24 protein-coding genes and 1 pseudogene are annotated in these 21,958 nt (G+C 71.2%); 13 read left to right on the top strand and 12 right to left on the bottom strand.

What is annotated here, in order from left to right:
- Positions 1–32: 32 nt before the first annotated feature.
- Positions 33–800, top strand: coding sequence for a site-2 protease family protein (locus H4N64_RS12920; RefSeq protein WP_186282406.1), 768 nt, complete (start codon positions 33–35; stop codon positions 798–800).
- Here the strand turns inward: H4N64_RS12920 and H4N64_RS12915 are convergent.
- Genes H4N64_RS12915 through H4N64_RS12905 form a run of 3 tightly spaced genes read right to left on the bottom strand, consistent with a single transcriptional unit; the run spans position 785 to position 2,858 of the window.
- Positions 785–961 carry a hypothetical protein gene (locus H4N64_RS12915; RefSeq protein ID WP_186282405.1) on the bottom strand — a complete coding sequence of 59 codons (177 nt, stop codon included), beginning with the start codon at positions 959–961 and terminating at the stop codon, positions 785–787. The genes H4N64_RS12920 and H4N64_RS12915 overlap by 16 nt on opposite strands.
- Before the next feature lie 60 nt (positions 962–1,021).
- The gene (gene npdG / locus H4N64_RS12910; RefSeq protein ID WP_186282404.1) at positions 1,022–1,729 is read right to left on the bottom strand and encodes an NADPH-dependent F420 reductase; all 708 of its coding nucleotides are present in this window, start codon (positions 1,727–1,729) and stop codon (positions 1,022–1,024) included.
- A 37-nt stretch (positions 1,730–1,766) separates the two neighbouring features.
- Positions 1,767–2,858, bottom strand: coding sequence for a sialidase family protein (locus H4N64_RS12905; protein WP_186282503.1), 1,092 nt, complete (start codon positions 2,856–2,858; stop codon positions 1,767–1,769).
- Positions 2,859–2,938: 80 nt separating this feature from the next.
- Between H4N64_RS12905 and H4N64_RS12900 the strand changes: the two genes are divergently transcribed.
- Together H4N64_RS12900 and H4N64_RS12895 are read left to right on the top strand one after the other, a co-directional pair.
- Complete coding sequence (locus H4N64_RS12900; RefSeq protein WP_186282507.1) at positions 2,939–3,628, top strand: hypothetical protein; 690 nt, start codon at positions 2,939–2,941, stop codon at positions 3,626–3,628.
- A 181-nt stretch (positions 3,629–3,809) separates the two neighbouring features.
- Entirely contained in the window at positions 3,810–5,090 is a 1,281-nt protein-coding gene (locus H4N64_RS12895) for an MFS transporter (protein WP_186282403.1), read from the top strand.
- On the opposite strand, the gene H4N64_RS12890 is transcribed toward H4N64_RS12895, so the two are convergent.
- Complete coding sequence (locus tag H4N64_RS12890) at positions 5,087–5,314, bottom strand: hypothetical protein (protein WP_186282402.1); 228 nt, start codon at positions 5,312–5,314, stop codon at positions 5,087–5,089. The genes H4N64_RS12895 and H4N64_RS12890 overlap by 4 nt on opposite strands.
- 58 nt (positions 5,315–5,372) lie before the next feature.
- On the opposite strand from H4N64_RS12890, the gene map reads away from it, so the two are divergent.
- Together map and H4N64_RS12880 are read left to right on the top strand one after the other, a co-directional pair.
- Entirely contained in the window at positions 5,373–6,230 is an 858-nt protein-coding gene (map, locus tag H4N64_RS12885) for a type I methionyl aminopeptidase (RefSeq protein WP_186282401.1), read from the top strand.
- A 141-nt stretch (positions 6,231–6,371) separates the two neighbouring features.
- Positions 6,372–7,019, top strand: a complete 648-nt coding sequence (locus H4N64_RS12880; RefSeq protein WP_186282400.1) for a biliverdin-producing heme oxygenase — start codon at positions 6,372–6,374, stop codon at positions 7,017–7,019.
- A 6-nt stretch (positions 7,020–7,025) separates the two neighbouring features.
- Here the strand turns inward: H4N64_RS12880 and H4N64_RS12875 are convergent, their stop codons facing one another.
- Together H4N64_RS12875 and H4N64_RS12870 are read right to left on the bottom strand one after the other, a co-directional pair.
- Positions 7,026–7,670, bottom strand: coding sequence for a PhzF family phenazine biosynthesis protein (locus H4N64_RS12875; RefSeq protein WP_186282399.1), 645 nt, complete (start codon positions 7,668–7,670; stop codon positions 7,026–7,028).
- 15 nt (positions 7,671–7,685) lie between these two features.
- Positions 7,686–8,363, bottom strand: a complete 678-nt coding sequence (locus H4N64_RS12870) for a hypothetical protein (protein ID WP_336246699.1) — start codon at positions 8,361–8,363, stop codon at positions 7,686–7,688.
- 24 nt (positions 8,364–8,387) lie between these two features.
- Between H4N64_RS12870 and H4N64_RS12865 the strand changes: the two are divergent.
- The 3 genes and pseudogenes from H4N64_RS12865 to H4N64_RS12855 all read left to right on the top strand — a co-directional run.
- A pseudogene (locus tag H4N64_RS12865) lies at positions 8,388–8,936 on the top strand (Dyp-type peroxidase); the annotation flags it as partial.
- Positions 8,937–8,940: 4 nt separating this feature from the next.
- Complete coding sequence (gene efeU / locus H4N64_RS12860; protein ID WP_186282398.1) at positions 8,941–9,813, top strand: iron uptake transporter permease EfeU; 873 nt, start codon at positions 8,941–8,943, stop codon at positions 9,811–9,813.
- Complete coding sequence (locus H4N64_RS12855) at positions 9,773–10,768, top strand: SCO2278 family lipoprotein (protein ID WP_186282397.1); 996 nt, start codon at positions 9,773–9,775, stop codon at positions 10,766–10,768. The genes efeU and H4N64_RS12855 overlap by 41 nt, the downstream gene beginning before the upstream one ends.
- 31 nt (positions 10,769–10,799) lie before the next feature.
- Here H4N64_RS12855 and H4N64_RS12850 read toward each other — a convergent pair whose 3' ends face one another.
- Entirely contained in the window at positions 10,800–11,531 is a 732-nt protein-coding gene (locus tag H4N64_RS12850; protein WP_186282396.1) for a bifunctional DNA primase/polymerase, read from the bottom strand.
- A 159-nt stretch (positions 11,532–11,690) separates the two neighbouring features.
- Here H4N64_RS12850 and H4N64_RS12845 point away from each other — a divergent pair, with 159 nt between their 5' ends.
- On the top strand, positions 11,691–12,530 hold the full coding sequence (locus tag H4N64_RS12845; protein ID WP_186282395.1) for a glycerophosphodiester phosphodiesterase: 840 nt from the start codon (positions 11,691–11,693) through the stop codon (positions 12,528–12,530).
- Here the strand turns inward: H4N64_RS12845 and H4N64_RS12840 are convergent.
- Entirely contained in the window at positions 12,500–13,114 is a 615-nt protein-coding gene (locus H4N64_RS12840; RefSeq protein WP_186282394.1) for a TetR/AcrR family transcriptional regulator, read from the bottom strand. The two genes, H4N64_RS12845 and H4N64_RS12840, sit on opposite strands and share 31 nt — an antisense overlap.
- 99 nt (positions 13,115–13,213) lie before the next feature.
- Here H4N64_RS12840 and H4N64_RS12835 point away from each other — a divergent pair, with 99 nt between their 5' ends.
- A complete protein-coding gene (locus H4N64_RS12835; protein ID WP_186282393.1) occupies positions 13,214–13,396 on the top strand; it encodes a DUF6243 family protein in 183 nt (60 codons plus the stop codon).
- Here the strand turns inward: H4N64_RS12835 and H4N64_RS12830 are convergent.
- A complete protein-coding gene (locus tag H4N64_RS12830) occupies positions 13,393–14,382 on the bottom strand; it encodes a small ribosomal subunit Rsm22 family protein (protein ID WP_186282392.1) in 990 nt (329 codons plus the stop codon). The two genes, H4N64_RS12835 and H4N64_RS12830, sit on opposite strands and share 4 nt — an antisense overlap.
- A gap of 435 nt (positions 14,383–14,817) precedes the next feature.
- Here H4N64_RS12830 and H4N64_RS12825 point away from each other — a divergent pair, with 435 nt between their 5' ends.
- A complete protein-coding gene (locus tag H4N64_RS12825) occupies positions 14,818–15,486 on the top strand; it encodes a hypothetical protein (protein ID WP_186282391.1) in 669 nt (222 codons plus the stop codon).
- Positions 15,487–15,492: 6 nt separating this feature from the next.
- Here H4N64_RS12825 and H4N64_RS12820 read toward each other — a convergent pair whose 3' ends face one another.
- Together H4N64_RS12820 and H4N64_RS12815 are read right to left on the bottom strand one after the other, a co-directional pair.
- Positions 15,493–16,668, bottom strand: a complete 1,176-nt coding sequence (locus tag H4N64_RS12820) for a serine hydrolase (RefSeq protein WP_186282390.1) — start codon at positions 16,666–16,668, stop codon at positions 15,493–15,495.
- On the bottom strand, positions 16,620–17,924 hold the full coding sequence (locus H4N64_RS12815) for a multidrug effflux MFS transporter (protein WP_186282389.1): 1,305 nt from the start codon (positions 17,922–17,924) through the stop codon (positions 16,620–16,622). The genes H4N64_RS12820 and H4N64_RS12815 overlap by 49 nt, the downstream gene beginning before the upstream one ends.
- An 88-nt stretch (positions 17,925–18,012) precedes the next feature.
- Between H4N64_RS12815 and H4N64_RS12810 the strand changes: the two genes are divergently transcribed.
- A complete protein-coding gene (locus H4N64_RS12810; RefSeq protein WP_186282388.1) occupies positions 18,013–19,035 on the top strand; it encodes a Gfo/Idh/MocA family protein in 1,023 nt (340 codons plus the stop codon).
- Here H4N64_RS12810 and H4N64_RS12805 read toward each other — a convergent pair.
- Positions 19,022–20,692 (bottom strand): alkaline phosphatase D family protein, encoded by a 1,671-nt coding sequence (locus tag H4N64_RS12805; protein WP_186282387.1) that lies wholly within the window; start codon positions 20,690–20,692, stop codon positions 19,022–19,024. The genes H4N64_RS12810 and H4N64_RS12805 overlap by 14 nt on opposite strands.
- A gap of 135 nt (positions 20,693–20,827) precedes the next feature.
- Between H4N64_RS12805 and H4N64_RS12800 the strand changes: the two genes are divergently transcribed.
- Complete coding sequence (locus H4N64_RS12800) at positions 20,828–21,595, top strand: SDR family oxidoreductase (RefSeq protein ID WP_186282386.1); 768 nt, start codon at positions 20,828–20,830, stop codon at positions 21,593–21,595.
- The last annotated feature ends 363 nt before the right edge of the window (positions 21,596–21,958 follow it).

Below are 21,958 nucleotides of genomic sequence, written 5' to 3'. Positions count from 1 at the left end.
GCACACCGCGTGCCGACCAGTCAGGGAGCCGCATGACCGCCACCACCACCCGCCACAGCGAACGGCGAATGAGCCCTGTCTTCGTCGGGATCCTGGCCGTCACGGCGGTGACCGGCTGGGCCACCTGGACCGGGTTCGCCGAACAGCCGGGCCTCGCCGTGTTCCTGTTCGTGACGGCGGCCTGGATCGTCTCCCTGTGTCTGCACGAGTACGCGCACGCCCGCACGGCGCTGCACAGCGGCGACATCACGGTCGGCGCGAAGGGCTACCTGACGCTGAACCCGCTGAAGTACACGCACGCCCTGCTGAGCATCGTGCTCCCGGTCCTCTTCGTGATCATGGGCGGGATCGGTCTGCCCGGCGGTGCCGTCTTCATCGAGCGGGGGCGGATTCCGGGGCGGTGGCGGCACAGTCTGATCTCGGCGGCGGGCCCGCTGACGAACCTGCTCTTCGCGGCCGTGTGCACCGCGCCGTTCTGGCTCGACGCCCTCGACGGCGTCCCCGCGGACTTCCGCTTCGCGCTCGCCTTCCTCGCCCTGCTCCAGGTCACGGCGGCGATCCTCAACTTCCTGCCGGTTCCGGGGCTGGACGGCTACGGCGTGATCGAGCCCTGGCTGTCGTACGACGTCCGGCGCCAGGTGGAGCCGTTCGCGCCGTTCGGGCTGCTGTTCGTGTTCGCGCTGCTGTGGCTGCCCGCGGTGAACGGCGCGTTCTTCGACATGGTCGACGCGATCCTGCGCGGTCTCGGGGTCAGCGAGCTCGAAACGGCGTACGGCTGGGACCTCTACCGCTTCTGGTAGGCGGCCTTGTCCCGCCGCAGGTAGTACCAGCACATGTTGGAGGACAGCCCCGCCAGCAGCACCCAGATGATCCCCAGGAAGCTGCCCTGTGCGAAGGAGACGACGGCGGCGGCCACGGCGAGGACGCAGACGACCAGGGCGTAGAGGGCGAGGCGGGGCATTCGAGGGGCTCCTGTCGGGGGGACACTGCGGTACGTCGCCCTCCAGTGTCCCCCATCCCGTCATACGTCCGTGATGCGGAGTCCCGCGTGCGCCTTGTAGCGCCGGTTGACGGAGATCAGGTTCGCGACCAGGGACTCGACCTGGTGGGCATTGCGCAGCCGCCCGGCGAAGATGCCGCGCATGCCGGGGATACGGCCGGCCAGCGCCTGGACGATCTCCACATCGGCGCGGACCTCGCCGAGGACCATCACATCGGTGTCGATCTCGTCGATCTCGGGGTCCTGGAGCAGCACCGCCGACAGATGATGGAAGGCGGCCGTGACCCGGGAGTCCGGCAGCAGCGCCGCCGCCTGCTCGGCGGCGCTGCCCTCCTCGGGCTTGAGCGCGTAGGCGCCCTGCTTGTCGAAGCCGAGCGGGTTGACGCAGTCGACGACCAGCTTCCCGGCGAGGTCCTCGCGCAGCGACTCCAGGGTCTTGCCGTGGCCCTCCCACGGCACGGCGACGATCACGATGTCGCTGCGGCGGGCGCACTCGGCGTTGTCGGCACCCTCGACACCGTGGCCGAGTTCCTCGGCGGCCGTCTGCGCACGGTCCGCCGCACGGGAGCCGATGATCACCTTCTGGCCGGCCTTGGCGAGCCGGTAGGCCAGGCCCTTGCCCTGCGGCCCGGTCCCGCCGAGCACGCCGACGACAAGCCCGGAGACATCGGGAAGGTCCCAGGGATCCTTGGCGGGGGCCTTCTGTGCAGCACTGTCGGTAGAGGTCATGGCCCGACTTTACGTCCGCCCCGGCGGCCCCTTTCGTTCAGGTGAGCCGAGTCACGGGCACGCGCCGGAAGACGATCCGCTCGTAGGCGCCGAAGTCGCCCGTCTCGTAGAGGAGTCCGACGGTGTCGGCGTCGACGCGCACGAGGTCGGAGTAGGCGGCGGGCAGGCCGTCGACGGTGACGCGGGGCTGCCAGGTGGTGCCGGAGTCGGTGGAGACGCGGATGGTCATCAGGGCGCGGCCGCCGGGGAAGGCGGGCCCGGAGAAGAGCAGCAGGTCGGGGTCGCGGAGCTGGAGGAGGCTGGCCTCGCAGACGGGTCCGTCGAGTCCGGCCTGTGGACGGAAGGGGTGGTGGAGGGTCTTCCCGCCGTCCTTAGAGTGGGCGTCGGCGCGGTTGCCGGGCGACGGGGAGTCGTTGCGGGTGTTGAAGTAGACGCGGCCGTCGGGGAGTTCGGCGGCGGTGGTCTCGTTGACGTTGACGTAGCCGTCGGTGTTCTCGTCGAGGTACCCGAGCGTCCAGGTGGCGCCCCGGTCGTCGCTGAGCAGACAGTGGCCGCCGTTGTACTTGGCCTCGGTGCCGGTGTCCGTGCCGGTGGGCGGCAGGGTGTGGTTGGCGGGGACGACGACCCGGCCGGTGCTCAGCTGGACGGCGTGCCCGGGGGTGGTGGCGTACCAGCGCCAGCCGGGCCTCTTCACCGACTCGGTGATCTCCCTGGGGCCGGTCCAGGTGACGCCGTCGTCGTCGCTGTGCTGCACCCAGACCCGGCGGCCGTCGGCGTCGGAGACCTGGCCGCGCAGGATGGCGTCCTCGGAGGCGGAGGCGGCGGAGCGGATGTGGACGAGCAGGATCCGGCCGGTGTCGAGGACGACCGGGGCGGGGTTGCCGGAGAGGTGAACTCCGTTGCTGGCACACACGTTCAGCGGCCCCCAGGTGCGGCCGCCGTCGGTGGAGCGCTTCAGCACGATGTCGATGTGGCCCCAGTCGCGGGCGGAGTCCACCCGGCCCTCGCAGAAGGCGAGCAGCGTACCGGCCCGGGTCACGACCACGGCCGGGATCCGGAAACTGGCGTATCCCTCACGTCCGGCGCGGAAGGGGACGGAGGCGGGCAGGGAGGCGGCGGATGCTGGCATGTCGTACCGCTTGCCCTGGTTGGGCGAATTCGGGGTGAACTGCCGGTCACGAGTGGCCTGGTGCGGCAGGATGCGGACCCATGGATGCCGTACGGGTCGCGCTGCTGCGCGAAGTGCTCGCCGGGACCGAGTGGTTGGGGGCCACCCGGAGGTTCGCGGGTGTGCTGCGGGGCTCGGTGGTCTCGCACGGCGGCGGGCTGCTGCTCGTCGGCACACCGGACTACGAACCGTGGCATCTCGCGGCACATCTGGTGGACGAGGCCGCGTGGTCGGGCACGCCCGAGCTGACGCCGACGCTTGTACGGCATGAGGCGCGCGCCTCGGATCCGGCACATCTGACGGTCGGGCTCGGCCGTCTCGCGGCGGCGCGGCGGGGCGAGACGTTGCTGGTGGTGTCGCCGCGGGCGGCTGGCGCCGGACCGGCGGTGTCGCCGCGGGCGGCGGGCTCCGGACCGGCGGTGCAGGCGGTGAGCGCCGGACCGGCGGTGCAGGGGCCGGACGCCGGGCTGCTGGAGCGGGTGCACGACGCGCGGCGGGCCGGGGCGACGGTGCTGGCGCTGGGGCCCGGCGAGGGTGACCTGATGGCGATGGCGCACGAGTCGCTCGCGGTACCCGAGGGCACGGATCTGGACCTGGACACGGTGCAGCACCTGGTGAGCGCGGCGGCCGGCGAAAACTCCGTCCCGTCCCCCCGGGCACGCCGACGCTTCCGTGACCGCCTCTCGGCATTGGCGGACCAATTGACGGCGCCGCCACCGGCGCGCTGGTGACCCGGCCGAAGAACAGCCGCCCCTCTCCCCGGGCACGCCGACGCTTCCGTGACCGCCTCTCGGCACTGGCGGACCAATTGACGGCGCCGCCACCGGCGCGCTGGTGACGCCCACCTCGACAAAGCGGTTGCCCCGAAAAGCAGTTGCCCCGGTCTCCCGCCCCTGCCGACCATGACCTCTCGTGACCGCCTCCTTCCTGCCCGACCTTGCCCCCTGGCGCGCCTCCGCCGACTTCCGACGGCTGTGGCTGTCGGGTCTGATCTCCGGCTTCGGCAGCTTCCTGACGTTCGTGGCGCTACCGGTGCAGATCAAGGAGCTGACCGGCTCAGCGGCGGCCGTCGGGGCGATCGGCGCGGTGGAGCTGATCCCGCTGATCGTCTTCGGGCTGTACGGCGGAGCCCTCGCCGACTCGCTCGACAAGCGCGGGCTGATCATCTGGACCGAGGCGGGCCAGGGGCTGCTGAGCGCGCTGCTGCTGGTGAACGCCCTGCTGCCGGAGCCCGCCGTATGGCCGCTGTATGTGGTGGCGGCCCTGTCCTCGGCGCTGGTCTCCGTGCAGCGCCCGGCGCTGGACTCGCTCTGGCCGCGGATCGTGGCCCATGACCACCTGCCGGCCGCGGCCTCCCTCAACGCCCTGCGCTGGACGGTCGGCGGGGTCGCGGGCCCAGCGGTGGCGGGTGTGGTGGTGGCGTACGCGGGGCTCGGCTGGGCCTACGCCGCCGACCTGCTGACCTTCGTCGTCTCGGTCGTCCTGATCATCCCGATCGCCTCCTCCCCCGCCGCGCACGAGGCGGCGAAACCCTCCCTGAAGGCCATCGCCGAGGGCGCCCGGTACGCCTGGAGCCGCAAGGAACTCCTCGGCACCTACGCCGTCGACCTCGCCGCGATGTTCCTGGCGATGCCGCTGGCGCTGCTGCCGTTCCTCGCGGACGAACTGGACGCCGAGTGGTCGCTGGGCCTGATGTACGCGACGGTGCCGCTCGGCTCGCTGCTGGTGAGCGTGACGAGCGGCTGGACCGCGAGGATCCACCGGCACGGCCGGATGGTGGTGCTGGCGGCGGCGCTGTGGGGCGTGGCCATCGCGGCCGCCGGGGTCGTGGGCAACGTATGGCTGGTGCTGCTGTTCCTGACCGTGGCGGGCGGCTGCGACATGGTCAGCGGGATCTTCCGCGGGGTCATGTGGAACCAGACGATCCCGGACGAGCTGCGCGGCCGGCTCGCCGGGATCGAGCTGCTGTCGTACTCGGTCGGACCGACCCTCGGCCAGGTCAGGTCGGGCGGCTTCGCCGCGTGGTGGGGCGTGCGGGCGTCGGTGTGGTCGGGCGGACTGCTGTGCGCCGGCGCCGTGGGGCTGCTGGCACTGTGCCTGCCGAGGCTGATGACGTACGACGCCCGGACGAGCGAGCACGCGAAGAGCGTGCGCGAGCAACGCGAGGCGGCCCGGGCATCGTCACCGGGCTAGTCGTCGTCGGCGCTCGTGGGGGCGTCGTGCCACTTGGGGTCGTTCTCCCACTGGAGGTTGCGCTCGCGGGCGGTCTCCATCGCGTGCTCGGCCTCCCCGCGGGAGGCGTAGGGGCCGAAGCGGTCCTTGCCGGGGCAGTCCGGGCCCTCCTCGACCTTCTTGTGCTCCAGGCAGTAGTACCACTCGCCCGGCTTGCCGACCGTCCGCTTCTTGAACAACGCCATGACCTGCTCCTCTCGCCACCGACATGTTCCCCCACGGCGGCTCGTTAGACTCGCTGGCATGTCTGGCCAGTCGCTGCTCGTCCCAGGGGAGCTCTCTCCCACCCGTTCCGTACCCGGAAACATCCGTCGCCCCGAGTACGTCGGCAAGCCCGCGCCGACGCCGTACTCCGGCCCGGAGGTACAGACTCCGGAGACCGTCGAGGCGATGCGTGTCGCCGGCCGGATCGCCGCGCGAGCGATGGCCGAGGCGGCGAAGCTGATCGCGCCCGGGGTCACCACCGACGAACTGGACAAGGTGGCGCACGAGTACATGTGCGACCACGGCGCCTACCCGTCGACGCTCGGTTACCGGGGCTTCCCGAAGTCCCTGTGCTCCAGCCTCAACGAGGTGATCTGCCACGGCATTCCGGACTCCACGGTGCTGCGCGACGGCGACATCATCAACCTCGACGTGACGGCGTACATCGGCGGGGTGCACGGCGACAACAACGCGACGTACCTGGTCGGGGAGGTGGACGAGGAGAGCCGCCTGCTGGTGGAGCGCACCCGTGAGTCCCTGAACCGCGCCATCAAGGCGGTCAAGCCGGGCCGCCAGATCAATGTCATCGGCCGCGTCATCGAGTCGTACGCCAAGCGCTTCGGCTACGGCGTGGTCCGCGACTTCACCGGCCACGGCATCAACTCGTCGTTCCACTCCGGCCTGATCATCCCGCACTACGACAGTCCGCACGCGACGACGGTGATCCAGCCGGGGATGACCTTCACGATCGAGCCGATGCTGACGCTGGGCACGCACGAGTACGACATGTGGGACGACGGCTGGACGGTCGTGACGAAGGACCGCAGGCGGACGGCGCAGTTCGAGCACACGCTGGTGGTGACGGAGACGGGGGCGGAGATCCTGACGCTGCCCTGACCGGCTCCGCTGTGAAGGCCCGCTCTCTTCGGAGGGCGGGCTTTTGGGTTGGTTTCCTGGATAATTCGGGTACACATTTACCGACAGCGAGTCGGCAAAAGCATTGACTTAGGTAAGCCTAACCACAGAGAATCTGGGCTCATGGACTCCTTCTCGACGCTCCTGCGCACCACCACCCACGAGCTGCACGAAGAGGCGAACTCGTCGACGTTCATGAGCGATCTGCTGGGCGGCCGGCTGGGGGTGGACGCCTATGCGCGCTACACCGAGCAGCTGTGGTTCGTGTACGACGCCCTGGAGTCCGGCGCCGAGCGGCTGGCGTCCGACCCGGTGGCCGGCCCCTTCGTCCGCCCGGAGCTGATGCGGCTGGCGTCGCTCGAACGGGACCTGGCGCATCTGCGGGGCCCCGGCTGGCGGTCCACCCTCTCCACGCTGCCCGCCACACGGGCGTACGCCGACCGGATCGAGGAGTGCGCCCGCACCTGGCCGGCCGGGTATGTCGCGCACCACTACACCCGCTACCTCGGCGACCTCGCCGGCGGCCAGGTCGTCCGCGACCGGGCGGAGAAGACGTGGGGCTTCGACAAGAAGGGCGACGGGGTCCGCTTCTACGTCTTCGACCAGATCTCCAACCCGGCGGCCTTCAAGCGCGGCTACCGCCACCTGCTGGACGACGTACGGGCGGACGACCTGGAGAAGCAGCGGATCATCGCCGAGTGCCAGCGGGCGTTTCGACTGAACATGGCGGTCTTCCAGGCACTGAGCGAGGAGTTCCCGCTGTCGGCCTGAGCCCCGTCAGCGCTCCAGACAGACCCGCCCTCCGAGTTCCACCCAGCCCCCGGGCTGCGGTGCCGTCAGGAGCTGGGAGCCCGTGCCCTGGGTGATGTTGAGGGCGCGGCCCAAACTTTCCGTCAGGAGGATCGCCGCCGCTCCCGTCGCCTCGTCCTCGTCGATGCCGTCGCCCCGGCCGGGGAAGCCCCGCGCGCGGATCCGGCCCGCCGCCTCGTCCTCCCACGCCCACGCGTAGATCCACTCCCCCGCCGGAGGCACCGGCAGCGCGTCGACCTCGGCCGCGGACCCGTACTGCCGCAGCGTCCGCGGCGGTGCCCACTCCGCTCGCGCCTCGATCCAGCAGAACTCCCCGTCCTGGCGGGCCCCGACCACCCCGGCGGGCGTGACCAGCTCCGGCACGTCCAGCAGCCAGGCCGCCCCGACGCAGGGGTAACCGGCGAACGGCAGCCGCACGCTGGGCGTGTAGATGTCGATGACTCCGCGCTCGGGGTCGTCGACGAACACCGTCTCGGGGAACCCGAGCTTCGCCGCGAACGCCTGCCGCTCATCCCGCTCCGGCAGCACCGAGCCGTCACGGACAACGCCCAGCTCGTTGCCGTATCCGCCGCGAGGCCCGCAGAAGACCCGGAGCACGTCGTAGTCAGTCACGGGGGAATTGAAACATCACCCGGGCGGCGAGGTCGTCCCAGGCATCGGTTCCGCCGGGCAGGTCCCAAAGGCGGCCCGTACGGCAGTGAGGCGATCGTGTACGTCCACTCCAGGGCGGCCCTGGGTGTCGGGACGCACGGCGAGCCCTCGCATGCGGTGCTCGTGCGCCTCGGTCACCTCCTCGGCAGCCCGCCGCCACTGCCCCTCGTCGGGCACCTGGCTCAACTGCACGCACTCCGGCACCCGCTCCTCCGCCAGCGCGGCCACCGCCCTGTCGTGGCCGTCGAGGATCACCCAGCCGTCGAGAAAGGTCACCCACCACAGCAGGACAGGCGCAAGGGTGCCCTCGCGGGCGTGCTTGCGGTACGCCTTCACACGCGCCGCGGCCGGCGCCGAGAGCCGGCGCAGCGGGAGAACCCCGTGCCAGCCGCCCCCGCAGTACAGCCCCAGCCGTCCGGTCGGCCACTCCCGTACGAAGTCCTCGGTCCAGACGCCCGGTTCGAAGCGGTCCCGCCGGGCCAGCTCCCAACGCCCGTCCCGCAAGGGCGTCCCGTCGGACTCCTCCAGCCGACGCGCGTACTGATGCGGCCAGTTGATGTCGGACCGCATGGCCGTCGAGCGCACCGGCGGCAGGGGCGAGCGGTAGTCGTCGAGGCGGTGCAGATACAGCTCCGGGCAGCAGCCCTCGCCCACCGACCGGCCCAGCAGCAGCGTCCGGACGGCACCCGCAACATCGCGGGCACGGAGACGGACCGGTTGAAGAAGTTCGTGTGGGTGGACGAGAAGGAGGGGCCCGACTGGATGGTGGACGGCTCCTACCTGGTCGCCCGGCGCATCCGTATGCACATCGAGACCTGGGACCGCACCTCCCTGCAGGAGCAGGAGGACATCATCGGCCGCGACAAGGGCGAGGGCGCCCCGGTCGGCAAGGCCAAGGAGCGCGACGAGCCGTTCCTGAAGGCGATGCTCCCGACCGCGCACGTGCGGCTCGCGCACCCCCACTCCAACGACGGGGCGACGATCCTGCGCCGCGGCTACTCCTTCACCGACGGCACGGACGGCCTGGGCCGCCTGGACGCGGGCCTGTTCTTCCTGGCGTACCAGAAGGACGTGCGCACGGGCTTCGTGCCCATCCAGCGCAACCTCGCCACCGACACGCTCAACGAGTACATCCAGCACGTGGGTTCGGCGGTCTACGCGATCCCGCCCGGCGTCCGTGACAAGGACGACTGGTGGGGCCGGGCGCTGTTCGCCGGGGAGGCGTAGGACCGTGTTCGCGAACTATCTGATCGGCCTGCGTGAGGGGTTGGAGGCCAGCCTCGTCGTCTGCATCCTCGTCGCCTACCTGGTGAAGACGGACCGCAGGGACGCGCTCAGGCCCGTCTGGATCGGCATCGGGGTCGCGGTCGCGCTCGCCCTGGGCTTCGGCTGCGCCCTCGAATTCGGCTCCCAGGAGCTGACGTTCGAGGCGCAGGAGGCGCTCGGCGGCTCGCTGTCCCTCATCGCCGTAGGCCTGGTGACGTGGATGGTGTTCTGGATGCGGCGCACCGCCCGGCATCTGAAGGCCGAGCTGCACGGCAGGCTGGACGCCGCCCTTCAGATGGGCACCGGCGCGCTGGTCGCCACGGCGTTCCTGGCGGTGGGCCGGGAGGGCTTGGAGACGGCTCTGTTCGTGTGGACGTCGGTGCGCGCGGCCGGTGACGGCTCCCCGCGCCCCGTGGTCGGCGCCGGTCTCGGCCTGGCCACCGCGGTGTTCCTGGGCTGGCTGTTCTACCGCGGCGCCCTGAGGATCAATCTGGGCAAGTTCTTCACCTGGACCGGCGGGATGCTGGTCGTGGTCGCGGCGGGTGTGCTGGCGTACGGCTTCCATGACCTCCAGGAGGCCGACTGGCTGCCGGGCCTGACCTACAAGGCCTTCGACATCACCGGCACGATCCCGCCTGACAGTTGGTACGGCACGCTGCTGAAGGGCGTGTTCAACTTCCAGCCCGATCCGACCGTCCTCCAGGTCACGGTGTGGCTGCTGTACCTGGTCCCGACGCTCGCGCTGTTCCTCGCCCCGGTAGGGTTCGCCTCCGGGAAGGGGAAGGTGAAGGGACCCGATGAGCAGGGATCGCAGCCCTCGAAGGCTTCGCAGGCTTGACCGGAGGGCGCTGATAGCGGCCTCCGTGACCGCTTTGTCGTTGACGGCGAGCGGGTGCCTGGTGGTGCACGGGGAACGGGAGTTGATCCCCGCCGCCACACAGGCCGAGGCCGCCGAGGCGCTGAAGGACTTCACCGCCGCGTACAACGCGGCCGACAAGGCGTACGACAGTTCCCTGGACGCCGACCGTGTCACCGGCGCGCTCGGCGACATCGACGAGGCGCGGCTGAAGGCGGGCCGCGCCAACAACCCGGACGGCAACACCGGGCACTCGCCGCTGGCGTTCACGGACGCCGAGTTCACCATCCCCAAGAAGCCGGGCTGGCCGCGCTGGTTCCTGGCCGATGCCAAGGCCAACCGCGGCGGTGACTCCCGCTGGCTGCTGGTGTTCACCCGGGACGGTCTCGAAGACCCGTGGGAGGCCGCGTATCTGACGCTGGTGGCGCCCGACGACATGCCGGAGTTCAAGAAGGACAAGGACGGCTGGGCCGAGGCGGTGGACCCGAATTCCACCGAACTGGCCGTCGCCCCGGACGACTTGAGCAAGGTCTACACGGCCTACCTCAAGGACGGCGGGGAGACCTTCGCGGACGGCAGCCACACCTCCGGCTGGCGGGAGAAGCGCGCGAAGAACGCGGAGCGGCCGGGTCTGGTCACGCAATACATCGACGAACCGCTGACCGAGGGCGACTACCGGCCGCTGGCGTTGCGCACGGCGGACGGCGGGGCGCTGGTGTTCTTCACCACGCACCACTACCAGAAGCAGACGGCCGCGCCGGGCGCCGCCGTGCCGACCCCCAACAAGGACGTGCTGGCCCTGACGACGGGCGAGATCAAGCAGTCGCTGACGATGGAGTTCATCTCGAACGAGGTGGCGCTGGACCCGGCGGGGGGCGCGGGCGGTGTGTCGGTGCTGGGCCGGATCGAGGGCCTGACGGGCGCGAAGGGCGAGTAGCTTTCTCGGGTGAGCAGCCGCTTCGGGCCGTTCAGCGGCGCGAGGGCCAGGCGGTGTGCGCGTGGTCGGACTCCTGGCCGGCGTGGCGGGCGCAGGAGTCGGTGAGGACCTCCAGCAGGCTGAGCGGATCCGGCAGGGGATGCTCGGTCCCGCGTACCCAGCGCACGCTCTGGTCGTCACCGCTGAGGCGGGCGGGCGGCACGAGGACGTACGAACCGCGGCAGTGCCACCGTAGGCCCGGATGCTCGTCCATCGTCTCGGGGTGGCAGTCCAGCTCGCAGGGCCACCACTCGTCCTCGTCCTCGGGGGTGCCGCGGGTGAGGGTGAAGAAGAGCAGGCGGCCATTGTCGCTCTCGGCGACGGGTCCGACCTCGACGCCGGCGTCGAGGAGCCGGCCGAGGGCCTCGCGGCCGGCCTCCAGGGGGACGTCCAGGACGTCGTGCACCATGCCGGTGGCGGTGATGAAGTTGGCCTGCGGCTGGTTGCGGGCCCAGCGTTCGATCTGGGCGCGGTCGGTGGTGGACTGCGTCTGCCAGGCGAACGACACCGGGTGCTGGGCGGGGGTCGGACAGCCGACGCGGTCGCAGGAACAGCGGTAGCCGGGCGCCGGGTGGGCGGCGGGCGCGAGCGGCAGTCCCGCGGAGGCGGCGGCGAGCAGCAGAGCCTCACGACCGCCGTCGTCGGCGGTCTGCTGGGGGCGGCGGCCGCGCAGCCACCGGGAGAGTTTGCCCTGCAGGCCTCGGTCGCCGAACTCCGCGCTCATCTATCCCCTCGCCTCGCTGTCGTGCGGAACAGCATGCCTCATGGTCCCACCATCGTGCGCTCCGGGGGGCCGTAGCCGACAACAGGGGTAGGTGGGACGAGGCCCGGGATCGAGTGTCATTGCGCGCTTTGGCATGATGTACACCCCTACGGTGTCGCCATGATCACCTGGACCGCACTGGCCGCCACTCTGGCGGGCACGGCCTCCCTGATCCCGCCGACCCCCCTGGAGTGGGGCACGGGCCCCCTCACCGTCGACGCGCTGCCCCGCATCACGTACGTCGCCCATCGCGGCGGCGCCCACGAGGTCCCCGAGAACAGCATGTCGGGCCTGATGGCGGCGTACGCGCGCGGGACGGCACAGGTCCTGGACTTCGACACGCGCGTGCTGCGCGACGGCACGCCGGTGGTGTTCCACGACCCGACCCTGCGCCGCACGACGGACCGGTCGGGAGAGGTGCGGACCTTGGACGTTCGCGACTGGCACACGGTACGGCTGCGCCCGGCGCCGTCCCTGCCGGGCCGCTGGCGTCCGGAGCGGCCGCCGACGGTGGCGGAGGTGCTGGATCGCTTCGGCGGCCGGATCGTGCTGATGCTGGAGGTGAAGGACCGTCAAGCCCTGGGCGCCCTGGCCCGCCTGATCCGCACCCGCGACCTGACCCGCTCGGTGCTGGTGAACACGAACGACCCGAAGGTGGCGCGGCGGGCCGACCGCCTGGGCCTGCTGTCTCAGCTGTGGCGCTCGGCCCGCCAACTGCGAACGGACCGCCCCGCCCGCTGGCGCTCCTACGTGGACGTGCTGGACGTGGACCACCGGGCCCGGGACGCGGATCTGCGGCGGGCGGTCCGGTCCGGGATCCCCCGGGTGTGGGCGCACACGGTGGTGACCCCGGCCCAGCGGGACCGGGTGCTGGCGCTGGGCTGCGACGGGGTGATCACGGACGCGCCGGGCCGTCTTGCGCGGGCGGCTCAGCGGGGTGCGATGCCGTGGAGGGCGTAGTCGACGAGGGTGTCGGTGTACTCGTGGGAGATGGGCCCGGAGTACTGCAGCCACCGCTGGGCGAGAGGTGAGACGAACAGCTCGAGGGCGATACGCGGATCGACGTCCGGGCGGACGTCCCCGGCCGCCTGGGCGGAACGCAGGCGCTCGACGTAGAGCTGGAGCGAGGGTTCGAGAAGCTTGGCCACGAACTGCCGCCCGAGCTGCTCATTGACGACGCCCTCGGCGGCCAGCGCACGGGAGGGCACCTCGAAGCGCGGGTCCTTGAGCTCGTCGACGGTGGCGCGGAGCACGGCCTTGAGATCGGCGGCGAGATCGCCGGTGTCGGGGATGACGTACGGCTCCTGCCCGACGTCCCGGTTGACCTGCTCCCCCAGATCGAGGAACGCCTCCATGAGCACCTCGGCCTTGGAGGACCACCACCGGTAGATCGTCTGCTTGCCGACACCCGCGCGGGCGGCGATGCCCTCGATGGTGGTCTTGGGGTATCCGACCTCCCCGACGAGGGCGAGGGCGGCGTCGTAGATGGCACGGCGGGACTTCTCGCTGCGGCGAGTGGAGTCGGGGGCGAGGTTCTTGGCCATGGGTCGAATTTATCAGGTTGACAAGACGGAGCGTCTCGCCGGAGAGTTGTTTATCGAGACGATACGTCTCGTCGTGGACGCTGTGGAGAGGAGCCGGCGATGGCCCGAGGCGGAAACATGCTGGGAGTGGGCGGCACCCGAAAGAACCTGGGCCGAGACGCACTGCGCGGACGCGCTCGCGGCAGCCGGGTGGGCGGAGCAACCGACCCCCAGGCGCAGAAACGGGAACTGCTGCGGAAGTTGCAGGAGAAGCGGGGGGAGGCCGGCCCGGTCGACGACTAGTCGTCGACCGGGGGCCAGGCGTCGCCCCAGTCGGCGTCGCGGGCGGCTTTGTAGAGGTCGCCGTGGCGCTTGGTAACCGTCGTGCGGTTGAGGGCCGGGTGTGTCTCGCAGAGGTCGAGGAGCACCTGGCCCTTGCGGATCTGCGGTTTGCGGACGACTCGGGCGGGGGCCGGGGTGACCGGGAAACGGGCGGCGGCGACGTAGGCGAACTTCTCGTCCTCGTAGGCGAGGGAGCCGCCCTTGACCTGCCGGTGGAGGGAGGAGCGGCTGACCCTCGTCGAGAAGTGGCACCAGTCGGTGCCGGGGGTGATGGGGCAGGCGGCACTGTGGGGGCAGGGGGCGGCGATCCGGAAGCCGGCCGCGATGAGCCGCTCCCGGGCCTCGATGATCCGGGTGTAGCCGTCGGGGGTGCCGGGTTCGACGATGACGACGGCTTGGGCGGCGGAGGCGGCGGTGTCGATGAGGGTGACGCGGTCGCCCTCGTCGAGCTCATTGAGGACGTAGGAGATGGTGACGAGGTCGGTGCTCTCGATGGAGAGCGCTGATCCGATGCGGGAGCGTTGCCAGGTGACTTGGCGAAGGGCCGGGTTGGCGGCGGCGATCTCGCGGCCCAGGGCGAGGGCGGGTTCGGCCCAGTCGAGGACGGTGACGTCGCGGGGGCCGGACCAGGTGGCACTGACGGCCCAGGTGGCGGCGCCGGTGCCGCCGCCGACGTCGATGTGGCCGGACGGGGTCCAGTCAGGGGTGGCCTCGGCGAACGCGTCCAGCGCGGCGCGTACGGCCTCGAAGGTGGCGGGCATGCGGTATGCGGCGTACGCGGCCACGTCTGCGCGGTCGCGGAGGATGGGGGCGTGGGTGGGGGTGGCCCCGCGATAGTTGGCGATCAGCCGATCGACTGCGGCGGCGGCCTGCCGGGGCGGAAGTCCATCAAGGAGGCCGGCAAGGGCGGCACGCAGAGTCTCGGCCGGGGCTACGGGGTCGTTCACCCGCCGATTCTAATCCGGTCCGCGGCGGCCCTCCGGGCCCCATCCGGCGGGCAGGACCTCGATGGAAGGTGCCGGCAACCAGAAGGCGGGCCCGTCTGGGCTCACGTGCCGAGCCCGTTCCGACTCACCGGCCCGTCACCGATCCCGGGTTCCGATATGTCCGGCTGTTGGTGTACGGGGTCCGGAGCGGTGTATATCCGGGGGCGTTGATCCGGTGGACATGATGGGGAGTTGGGCATGGCCAGGCGCGGTGTGGGACGGATGGGTGCTGTCGCTGTGGGTGTCGCCGGTCTGGTGGGGATGCTGGGCGGGTGTTCCGGGGGTGAGGAGGAGCCGGAGACCGGGGCTTCGGGCAGCTCTGTCTCCGCCTCCGCCTCAGTCAGTTCTGCGCCGCCCACCACTCCGGGCGGCATTCTCGATGCCGCCGAGGAGGCTATGCGGGGCGAGCCCGGGTGGACCTTCGATGTGGAGGGGCAGGAAGCTCTCGATCTTGCGGGTGGGGGGAGCGAGGCGTCCTATCGCGCCACCGTGCGACGGACCGGGGAGTCCGAGGCCCTGCATTCCAGCGGCACCGTGGTGAGCAAGGGGAGCAGTACCCCCGAAGAGGTCTTCGTCGTGGACGGGGTGGGGTACGTCCGGGAAGGGGAGGGCGCCTGGGAGTCGGGGGACGTCTCCGATCCTGAGATCGCCAACAAGGTCGAGGACCCCGTTGCTGCCCTCGACGTGTTTCGGGCCTACTCCAAGGGCGGCGAGCGCATCAGCGTCGCCCACGAGGGTGGCGGCATCACCCTGCGCGTCGAGGTTCCCTCCGGGAAGCTCTCCGATGACCGGCCCGCTCTCGCCAAAGCCGTACGTGAAGTGCGGCCGACCATCGAGCAGTTGCGTGAGGGCGGGGTCACCGCCACCGACAGCGAGATCGTCCTTACCCGCCTCGCCGATGTGCTCGTGCTGGACCAGGACACCTATCGGATCAAGTCCCACCGGTTCTCCTTCGGCTTCACCATCCCCTACCAGGGGCAGCAGATCACCTACCGGCAGGAAGTCGGGGAGGAGAACCGCGGCGTCTTCACCGGAGACATCACACTTCCCGACGGCGTCGCTTGACGCGCATCACCGTTCCCGTACCGCCCGTGCCACCCGGGTCCCCGCCGCCGCCCGAGGCCGGCTGTCCGCCGCCCGCCTCCGTGGGTGCACCGTGTTCGCCAGCAGGACCAGGAAGGTGTCTGTCGCCCGGTCCAGGACGAGCATCGTTCCGGTGAACCCGGTGTGGCCCGCGGCCCCCCGCCCCGCCAACTCCCCCATGAACCACTCCTGGTCCAGGGCGAAGCCGAGGCCCGGTGGGGTCAGGAGGAGTTCCACGAAGTCGGGGCCGAGGATGCGGGCGGGGCCGTAGGAGCCGCCCGTCAGCAGTGTCCGGCAGAACACCGCCAGGTCGCGTGCCGTGGAGAACAGGCCCGCATGACCCGCCACCCCGCCCAGCGCCCACGCGTTCTCGTCGTGGACCACCCCCCGCAGCATCCCCCGGTCCGCCTTCGCCCACGGCCGCCGCTGGTCCTCGGTCGCCGCCGCACCGGGGAACGGACCGAACCGGGTCGAGGTCATGCCCAGGGGGCGGGTGATGCCGTCGTGGATCAGGACGTCCAGGCCACGGCCCGTGATGCGTTCCAGCACGTGCTGGAGCAGGAGCATGTTCAGGTCGGAGTAGCAGTACGTGCCGGGGACCCCGATCGGGACCTCGGTCCGCAGCCGCGCCAACCTCTCCTCGTCGTCCGCGCAGTCGTACAGCGGGAGTTCGGGCCGCAACCCGGACGTGTGCGTCAGCAGCTGCCGTACCGTCACGCCGTGCCGCGCCGCCCCGCGGAAGTCCGGCAGGTACGCCCCCACCTCCGCGTCGATGCCGAGCGTCCCCCGCTCGATCTGCTGCACCGCCGCGACCGCCGTGAACACCTTGGTCAGGGACGCGAGGTCGAAGGCCGTCGAGACCGTCATCGGTACGCGGGCGGAAGGCGGCAACTCCACGCCAGTGTCCGTCTCCGGGTCGTACGACGCGTAACGGACCGCCCACCCCGCCGCCTCCTCCACGGCCACACAGGGGCCGCGTCCGGCGATCACCACCGCGCCCGCCGCCCAGGGCCGCTCACCCGTGGTGAGGGCCTGGACGTCGGCGGCCAGACGACCGAGTTCCTCGGGGTCGAGGCCGGCCCGCTCCGGTGTGTCGCCGCGCAGTCTCGGTGCGCTCAGCTCCCCGCTCCCTCCACGCCGGCCCCCCTGTTCCAGGGACGGCACATTCCCATGAAGCAGGCCGACGCCACCAGTGCGGCGGCCACTTGGACGACGGCCATCGGGACGGCGGTGTCCTCCCCGGCGACACCCACCAACGGGGACACCACCGCGCCGATCAGGAAGGACGATGTACCCAGCAGCGCGGACGCCGAACCCGCCGCCTGCTTGGTCCGCAGCAGCGCGAGGGTCTGGGTGTTGGGCAGCGTCACGCCCATCGCCGACATCAGCACGAACAGCGCGGCCGCCACCGGGGCGAGGCCCACCTCCCCGAACACCCCCGTCGACATCAGCAGCAGCGCACCTGCCGCCAGCACCACCACACCGAGCCCGACCGCCAGCACCGCGTCCAGGCTCACCCGCCCCACCAGCACCTTGCCGTTGATCTGGCCGACGACGACCAACCCGATGGAGTTCAGGCCGAACAGCAGGCTGAAGGTCTGCGGAGACGCGCCGTAGATCTCCTGGATCACGAACGGCGACGCCGAGATGTACGCGAACAGCGCCGCGAAGGAGAAGCCGCCCGTCAGCATGTAGCCAGCGAAGGCCCGGTCCGCCAGCAGTCCCCGCATCGAGCGCAGCGCCTCGCCCACGCCTCCCTCGTGGCGGTCGGCCGGCGCCAGCGTCTCCGGCAGGCGCGCCCACACCAGCCCCGCGAGCAGCACGCCGACCACCGTCAGGACGACGAACACGCCCCGCCAGTCCGTCACCCGCAGGATCTGTCCGCCGATCAGCGGCGCGATGATCGGCGCGACCCCGGAGATCAGCATGAGCGTGGAGAAGAAGCGGGCCATCGCCACGCCGTCGTAGAGGTCGCGTACGACCGCCCGCGCGATCACGATCCCGGCGGCGCCCGCGAGCCCCTGCGCCAGCCGGAAGGCGACCAGGAACTCGACCGTGGGGGCGATGGCGCACAGGGCGGTGGCGACGACATAGACCGCGAGGCCGATGAGCAGCGGGCGTCTGCGGCCCCACTTGTCGCTCATCGGGCCGACCACGAGCTGGCCCAGCGCCATGCCGGCCAGGCAGGCGGTGAGGGTGAGCTGGACGGTGGCGGCGGGGGCGTGCAGGGCCTCGGTGACCTGCGGGAGGGAGGGGAGGTACATGTCCATCGCCAGCGGGGGCGTGGCGGTCAGGCCGCCGAGGACCAGGGTGACGAGAAGTCCGGTGCGCCGCATGGCGCGGGCGGCCGGTTCCGTCGTCGGCACGGCCGCCTGCGCTTCGTTCGATATGGATGCCCTGGACGCCCCGCTCTCGGGCATGTGCCCTCCCTCTCCTCGCGATACGGCACCTATGCTCTCAGCTCGAACACAGTGCCGAGGGTCACTAAAGCGAGGGTGGGGTTCGGGGATGGCGGAGCAGAGCGTGCGCTGGGGGATTCTGGCGACCGGGGGGATCGCGGCCACGTTCACGGCGGATCTGGTGGATCTGCCGGATGCCGAGGTCGTGGCGGTGGCCTCGCGCTCGCAGGAGTCGGCGGACGCGTTCGCGGAGCGCTTCGGGATCGGGCGGGCGTACGGCGACTGGGCCGCGCTGGCTGCGGACGAGGACATCGATGTCGTCTACGTCGCCACCCCGCACTCGGCGCACCGCGTGGCCGCAGGGCTGTGCCTGGAGGCCGGACGGAACGTGTTGTGCGAGAAGGCGTTCACGCTGAACGCGCGCGAGGCGGAGGAGCTGGTCTCGCTGGCCAAGGCACGTGGGAGCTTCCTGATGGAGGCCATGTGGATGTACTGCAATCCGCTGGTGCGGAGGCTCAAGGGGCTCGTCGACGACGGGGCGATCGGTGAAGTGCGCAGTGTGCAGGCCGACTTCGGGCTTTCGGGGCCGTTTCCGCCTTCGCATCGGCTGCGCGATCCGTTGCAGGGCGGGGGCGCGCTGCTCGATCTCGGGGTCTATCCGGTGTCGTTCGCGCAGTTGTTGCTCGGGGAGCCCTCGGACATCGTCGCGAGAGCAGCGCTCTCCGACGAGGGCGTCGATCTCCAGACCGGAGCACTGCTCTCCTGGGAGAGCGGGGCTCTCGCTTCGGTGCACTGCTCCATCATCGGCGGTACGGCGACCTCGGCGTCGGTCACCGGCTCGCGCGGCCGGATCGACATCCCGTACGGCTTCTTCTTCCCGGACCACTTCGTGCTGCACCGGGACGGCCAGGACCCCGAGAAGGTCGCCGCCGACCCGGCCGACGGCCCCCGCAACAGCATGCGCCACGAGGCCGCCGAGGTGATGCGCGCCCTGCGGGCCGGCGAGACGGAGTCCCCGCTCGTCCCGCTCGACGGCACCCTCGCCGTGATGCGGACGCTCGACGCGATCCGGGACCGCGTCGGCGTCCGCTACCCGAGCGAGACGAGCGAGGCCGCGCTCACGCAGGCCTGAGCCCCGGCTCCCCCGCATCCGTGACGAAGGACGCGGCCGTCGTGACCGGCGCCCCCGGCGTGGTCACGTACGGCACCGTCTTGAAGTCCGCCCGCGCCTGGTCCTCGCCCAGCGCGACGGTCACATAGCCGCGCCGGCCGTTGTAGAACCTCAGGTGCGGGTTGGCGGTCATGTAGGTGTCCCAGTTCGCGGGCTTGTCGGCGCCGTCCCGGCCGCTGGCGATCGAGGTCGCCACGATCTCGGTGCCGCGCACCCGCGAGCCCGGGTCGTCGAAGTCGTCCTTGATGTCGAAGGCGTACCCGACGTGCACATCGCCGGTGAGCACCATCAGGTTCTCCACCCCGGCGGCCTCGGCACCGTCCAGGATCCGTCGGCGGGAGGCGCGGTAGCCGTCCCAGGCGTCCATCGAGACCCGGGACGGTTCGGTCAGGTCGAACTTGCGCTGCGAGAAGACGACCTGCTGCGGGACGACGTTCCACAGCGCCCGTGACTGGCGCCAGCCCTCCAGCAGCCACCGCTCCTGCGTCTCGCCGGTCATGGTGCGCGCCGGGTCGTCGACCTCGGGCCCCGGCACCTTGGCGCCGTCGCCCTGGGCCTGGTTGCTGCGGTACTGCCGGGTGTCGAGCACGTCGAACTGGGCGAGCCCGCCCCAGTGCAGCCGCCGGTACAGCTGCATGTCCGGGCCCTCGGGGAGCTGGGGGCGGCGCAGCGGCAGGTTCTCCCAGTAGGCGCGGTAGGCGGAGGCCCGGCGCAGCAGGAACTCCTCCGGCGGAACGCTGTTCTCGGGGGTGTCGTCGGCGTAGTTGTTCTCGGTCTCGTGGTCGTCCCAGGTGACGACGAAGGGGTGCGCGGCGTGCGCGGCGCGCAGATCGGGGTCGGTTTTGTAGAGGGCGTAGCGCAGGCGGTAGTCCTCCAGGGTCACCGTCTCGCGGTTGAAGAGCGCGGGCAGGGTGCGGTCGGTGTAGTTGCGGGAGCCGCCGACGGAGCTGACCGCGTACTCGTAGAGGTAGTCGCCGAGGTGGAAGACGACGTCGACGTCGTCGGCGGCGAGATGCCCGTACGGGGTGAAGTAGCCGTCGTGGTACGCCTGGCAGGAGACGGCGGCGAGCTTGAGGGCGGAGCTGTGGGCGCCGAGGGCGGGGGCGGTGCGCGTGCGGCCGGTCTCGGAGATCCAGCCGCCCACGCGGAAGCGGTAGTAGAAGACACGGTCCGTGTCGAGGTGGTCGACCTCGACACGGACCGTGTGGTGGAACTCGGGGTGTGCGGTGGCGGTGCCGCGTCTGACGGTGCGGCGGAAGTCCTCGTCGCGGGCCAGCTCCCAGTGCACCGTGACGCGTTCGGCGGGCAGGCCGCCGTCGGGCTGGTAGGGGGCGGGCGCGAGGCGCGTCCACAGCAGTACGGAGCCGGGCAGCGGGTCGCCGGAGGCGACGCCGAGCGTGAACGGGTCGTCGGTGATCCGCGCGGCGTCGAGCTCGGCGGCGCCGGCGACACCGGCCGTCGGCAGGTTCACCGCGAAGGCGAGCGCGGCGGCGGCGCCGGTGGCCGTGAGGAAGCGGCGCCGACCCAAGTGCCGGGCCGCCGCGTGAAGTTCGGGGGCGTGCCCTGAGGGCGTGTCTCCTGAGGGGGTGTGCTGTGACTGACGTGCGTCGGGTGTCATCCGGTCCTCCCCTGGCGTAATGAATGCACCTGGGATTGGAGTGGCCCGGGACGACTCATGATTGGCGCGTACACAACACCCGGATGGCGGACGGATGAGTTCCGTATGGCGGACCCTCCCGTACGCTGCGGGGCCATGAATACGAAGCGAACTGGCAGGCCGAGGACCGCCGTGGTGACCGGGGCGGGCTCCGGCATGGGACGCGCGGTCGCCGTGGAGCTGCTGCGCGCGGGCTGGTCGGTGGCGCTGGCGGGCCGCCGCACCGAGACCCTGGAGGAGACGGCGGCACTGGCACCCGAGGGCGCCGGCATCGCCGTACGCACGGATGTGTCGCGGCCGGACGACGTGGCCGCGCTGTTCGCCGCCGCGGTGGACCGGTTCGGGCGGGTCGACCTGCTGTTCAACAACGCGGGGACGTTCGGGCCGGGCGGGGTGCCGGTGGAGGAGCTGTCCTACGACGCCTGGCGGCACGTGGTGGACACCAACCTCAACGGGGCGTTCCTGTGCGCGCAGGCGGCGTACCGGCAGATGAAGGAGCAGGACCCGCAGGGCGGCCGGATCATCAACAACGGGTCGATTTCCGCCCATACGCCCCGTCCGCACTCCGTCGCCTACACGGCGACCAAGCACGCGCTGACGGGCCTGACCAAGTCGCTGGCGTTGGACGGGCGGCCGTACGGCATCGCGGTGGGGCAGATCGACATCGGGAACGCGGCCACCGACATGACGGCCCGCATGCAGACGGGCGCGCTCCAGGCCAACGGCGAAGTGGCGCCGGAGCCCGTGATGGACGTGGCCGATGTGGCGCGCACCGTCCGGCACATGGCGGAGCTGCCACTGGAGGCGAATGTGCAGTTCGCGACGGTCCTGGCGACGGCCATGCCGTACGTGGGCCGCGGCTGAGCACTCCCAGTGGACCCGGGCTCCACAACCTGCACAACCGGAATTTGACCGTCCGCTGCATTGCGGCCGGTCGGAGACTTATGCTCAACTCTCCTACACAAGAGCTTCACAGTTGGAGTGGAGAGCTTCCGCCGGCCACACCCGAGGGGGGAAGACGGCAGCCGTACCACGGCGCGGGTTGGGGGTGGACCCCGCGTGGGACCGCGGGGTACGCACCGCGCCGTGGACGGCTGCCGTACGTATGCGGCGGCCGCATTCTCAGCTCGCGCACATTCCTTCTCAGGTCGCACATATCCCTTACTCACGGCCACGCAACGTTTCGTCCCTAGCTTGAGGTCGCGCCCACAGCGGGCGCCAAGAACC

This window comes from Streptomyces cupreus (assembly GCF_014257025.1).
GTDB classification, from domain to species: domain Bacteria; phylum Actinomycetota; class Actinomycetes; order Streptomycetales; family Streptomycetaceae; genus Streptomyces; species Streptomyces cupreus.
The sequence above is the reverse complement of the archived record's forward strand: the minus strand, read 5'-3'. Positions and strand labels throughout refer to the sequence as shown.

What these genes read in the sequence shown, in the direction of transcription:
- H4N64_RS12890 (WP_186282402.1), bottom strand. Translation starts at nt 5,314, where the DNA reads ATGGCGTTGTTCAAGAAGCGGACGGTCGGCAAGCCGGGCGAGTGGTAC.
- H4N64_RS12805 (WP_186282387.1), bottom strand. Translation starts at nt 20,692, where the DNA reads ATGACACCCGACGCACGTCAGTCACAGCACACCCCCTCAGGAGACACG.
- H4N64_RS12880 (WP_186282400.1), top strand. Translation starts at nt 6,372, where the DNA reads ATGGACTCCTTCTCGACGCTCCTGCGCACCACCACCCACGAGCTGCAC.
- H4N64_RS12920 (WP_186282406.1), top strand. Translation starts at nt 33, where the DNA reads ATGACCGCCACCACCACCCGCCACAGCGAACGGCGAATGAGCCCTGTC.
- H4N64_RS12855 (WP_186282397.1), top strand. Translation starts at nt 9,773, where the DNA reads ATGAGCAGGGATCGCAGCCCTCGAAGGCTTCGCAGGCTTGACCGGAGG.
- H4N64_RS12915 (WP_186282405.1), bottom strand. Translation starts at nt 961, where the DNA reads ATGCCCCGCCTCGCCCTCTACGCCCTGGTCGTCTGCGTCCTCGCCGTG.
- H4N64_RS12905 (WP_186282503.1), bottom strand. Translation starts at nt 2,858, where the DNA reads ATGCCAGCATCCGCCGCCTCCCTGCCCGCCTCCGTCCCCTTCCGCGCC.
- H4N64_RS12900 (WP_186282507.1), top strand. Translation starts at nt 2,939, where the DNA reads ATGGATGCCGTACGGGTCGCGCTGCTGCGCGAAGTGCTCGCCGGGACC.
- H4N64_RS12800 (WP_186282386.1), top strand. Translation starts at nt 20,828, where the DNA reads ATGAATACGAAGCGAACTGGCAGGCCGAGGACCGCCGTGGTGACCGGG.
- H4N64_RS12850 (WP_186282396.1), bottom strand. Translation starts at nt 11,531, where the DNA reads ATGAGCGCGGAGTTCGGCGACCGAGGCCTGCAGGGCAAACTCTCCCGG.
- H4N64_RS12840 (WP_186282394.1), bottom strand. Translation starts at nt 13,114, where the DNA reads ATGGCCAAGAACCTCGCCCCCGACTCCACTCGCCGCAGCGAGAAGTCC.
- H4N64_RS12810 (WP_186282388.1), top strand. Translation starts at nt 18,013, where the DNA reads ATGGCGGAGCAGAGCGTGCGCTGGGGGATTCTGGCGACCGGGGGGATC.
- H4N64_RS12815 (WP_186282389.1), bottom strand. Translation starts at nt 17,924, where the DNA reads ATGCCCGAGAGCGGGGCGTCCAGGGCATCCATATCGAACGAAGCGCAG.
- H4N64_RS12835 (WP_186282393.1), top strand. Translation starts at nt 13,214, where the DNA reads ATGGCCCGAGGCGGAAACATGCTGGGAGTGGGCGGCACCCGAAAGAAC.
- H4N64_RS12845 (WP_186282395.1), top strand. Translation starts at nt 11,691, where the DNA reads ATGATCACCTGGACCGCACTGGCCGCCACTCTGGCGGGCACGGCCTCC.
- map (WP_186282401.1), top strand. Translation starts at nt 5,373, where the DNA reads ATGTCTGGCCAGTCGCTGCTCGTCCCAGGGGAGCTCTCTCCCACCCGT.
- npdG (WP_186282404.1), bottom strand. Translation starts at nt 1,729, where the DNA reads ATGACCTCTACCGACAGTGCTGCACAGAAGGCCCCCGCCAAGGATCCC.
- H4N64_RS12825 (WP_186282391.1), top strand. Translation starts at nt 14,818, where the DNA reads ATGCGGGGCGAGCCCGGGTGGACCTTCGATGTGGAGGGGCAGGAAGCT.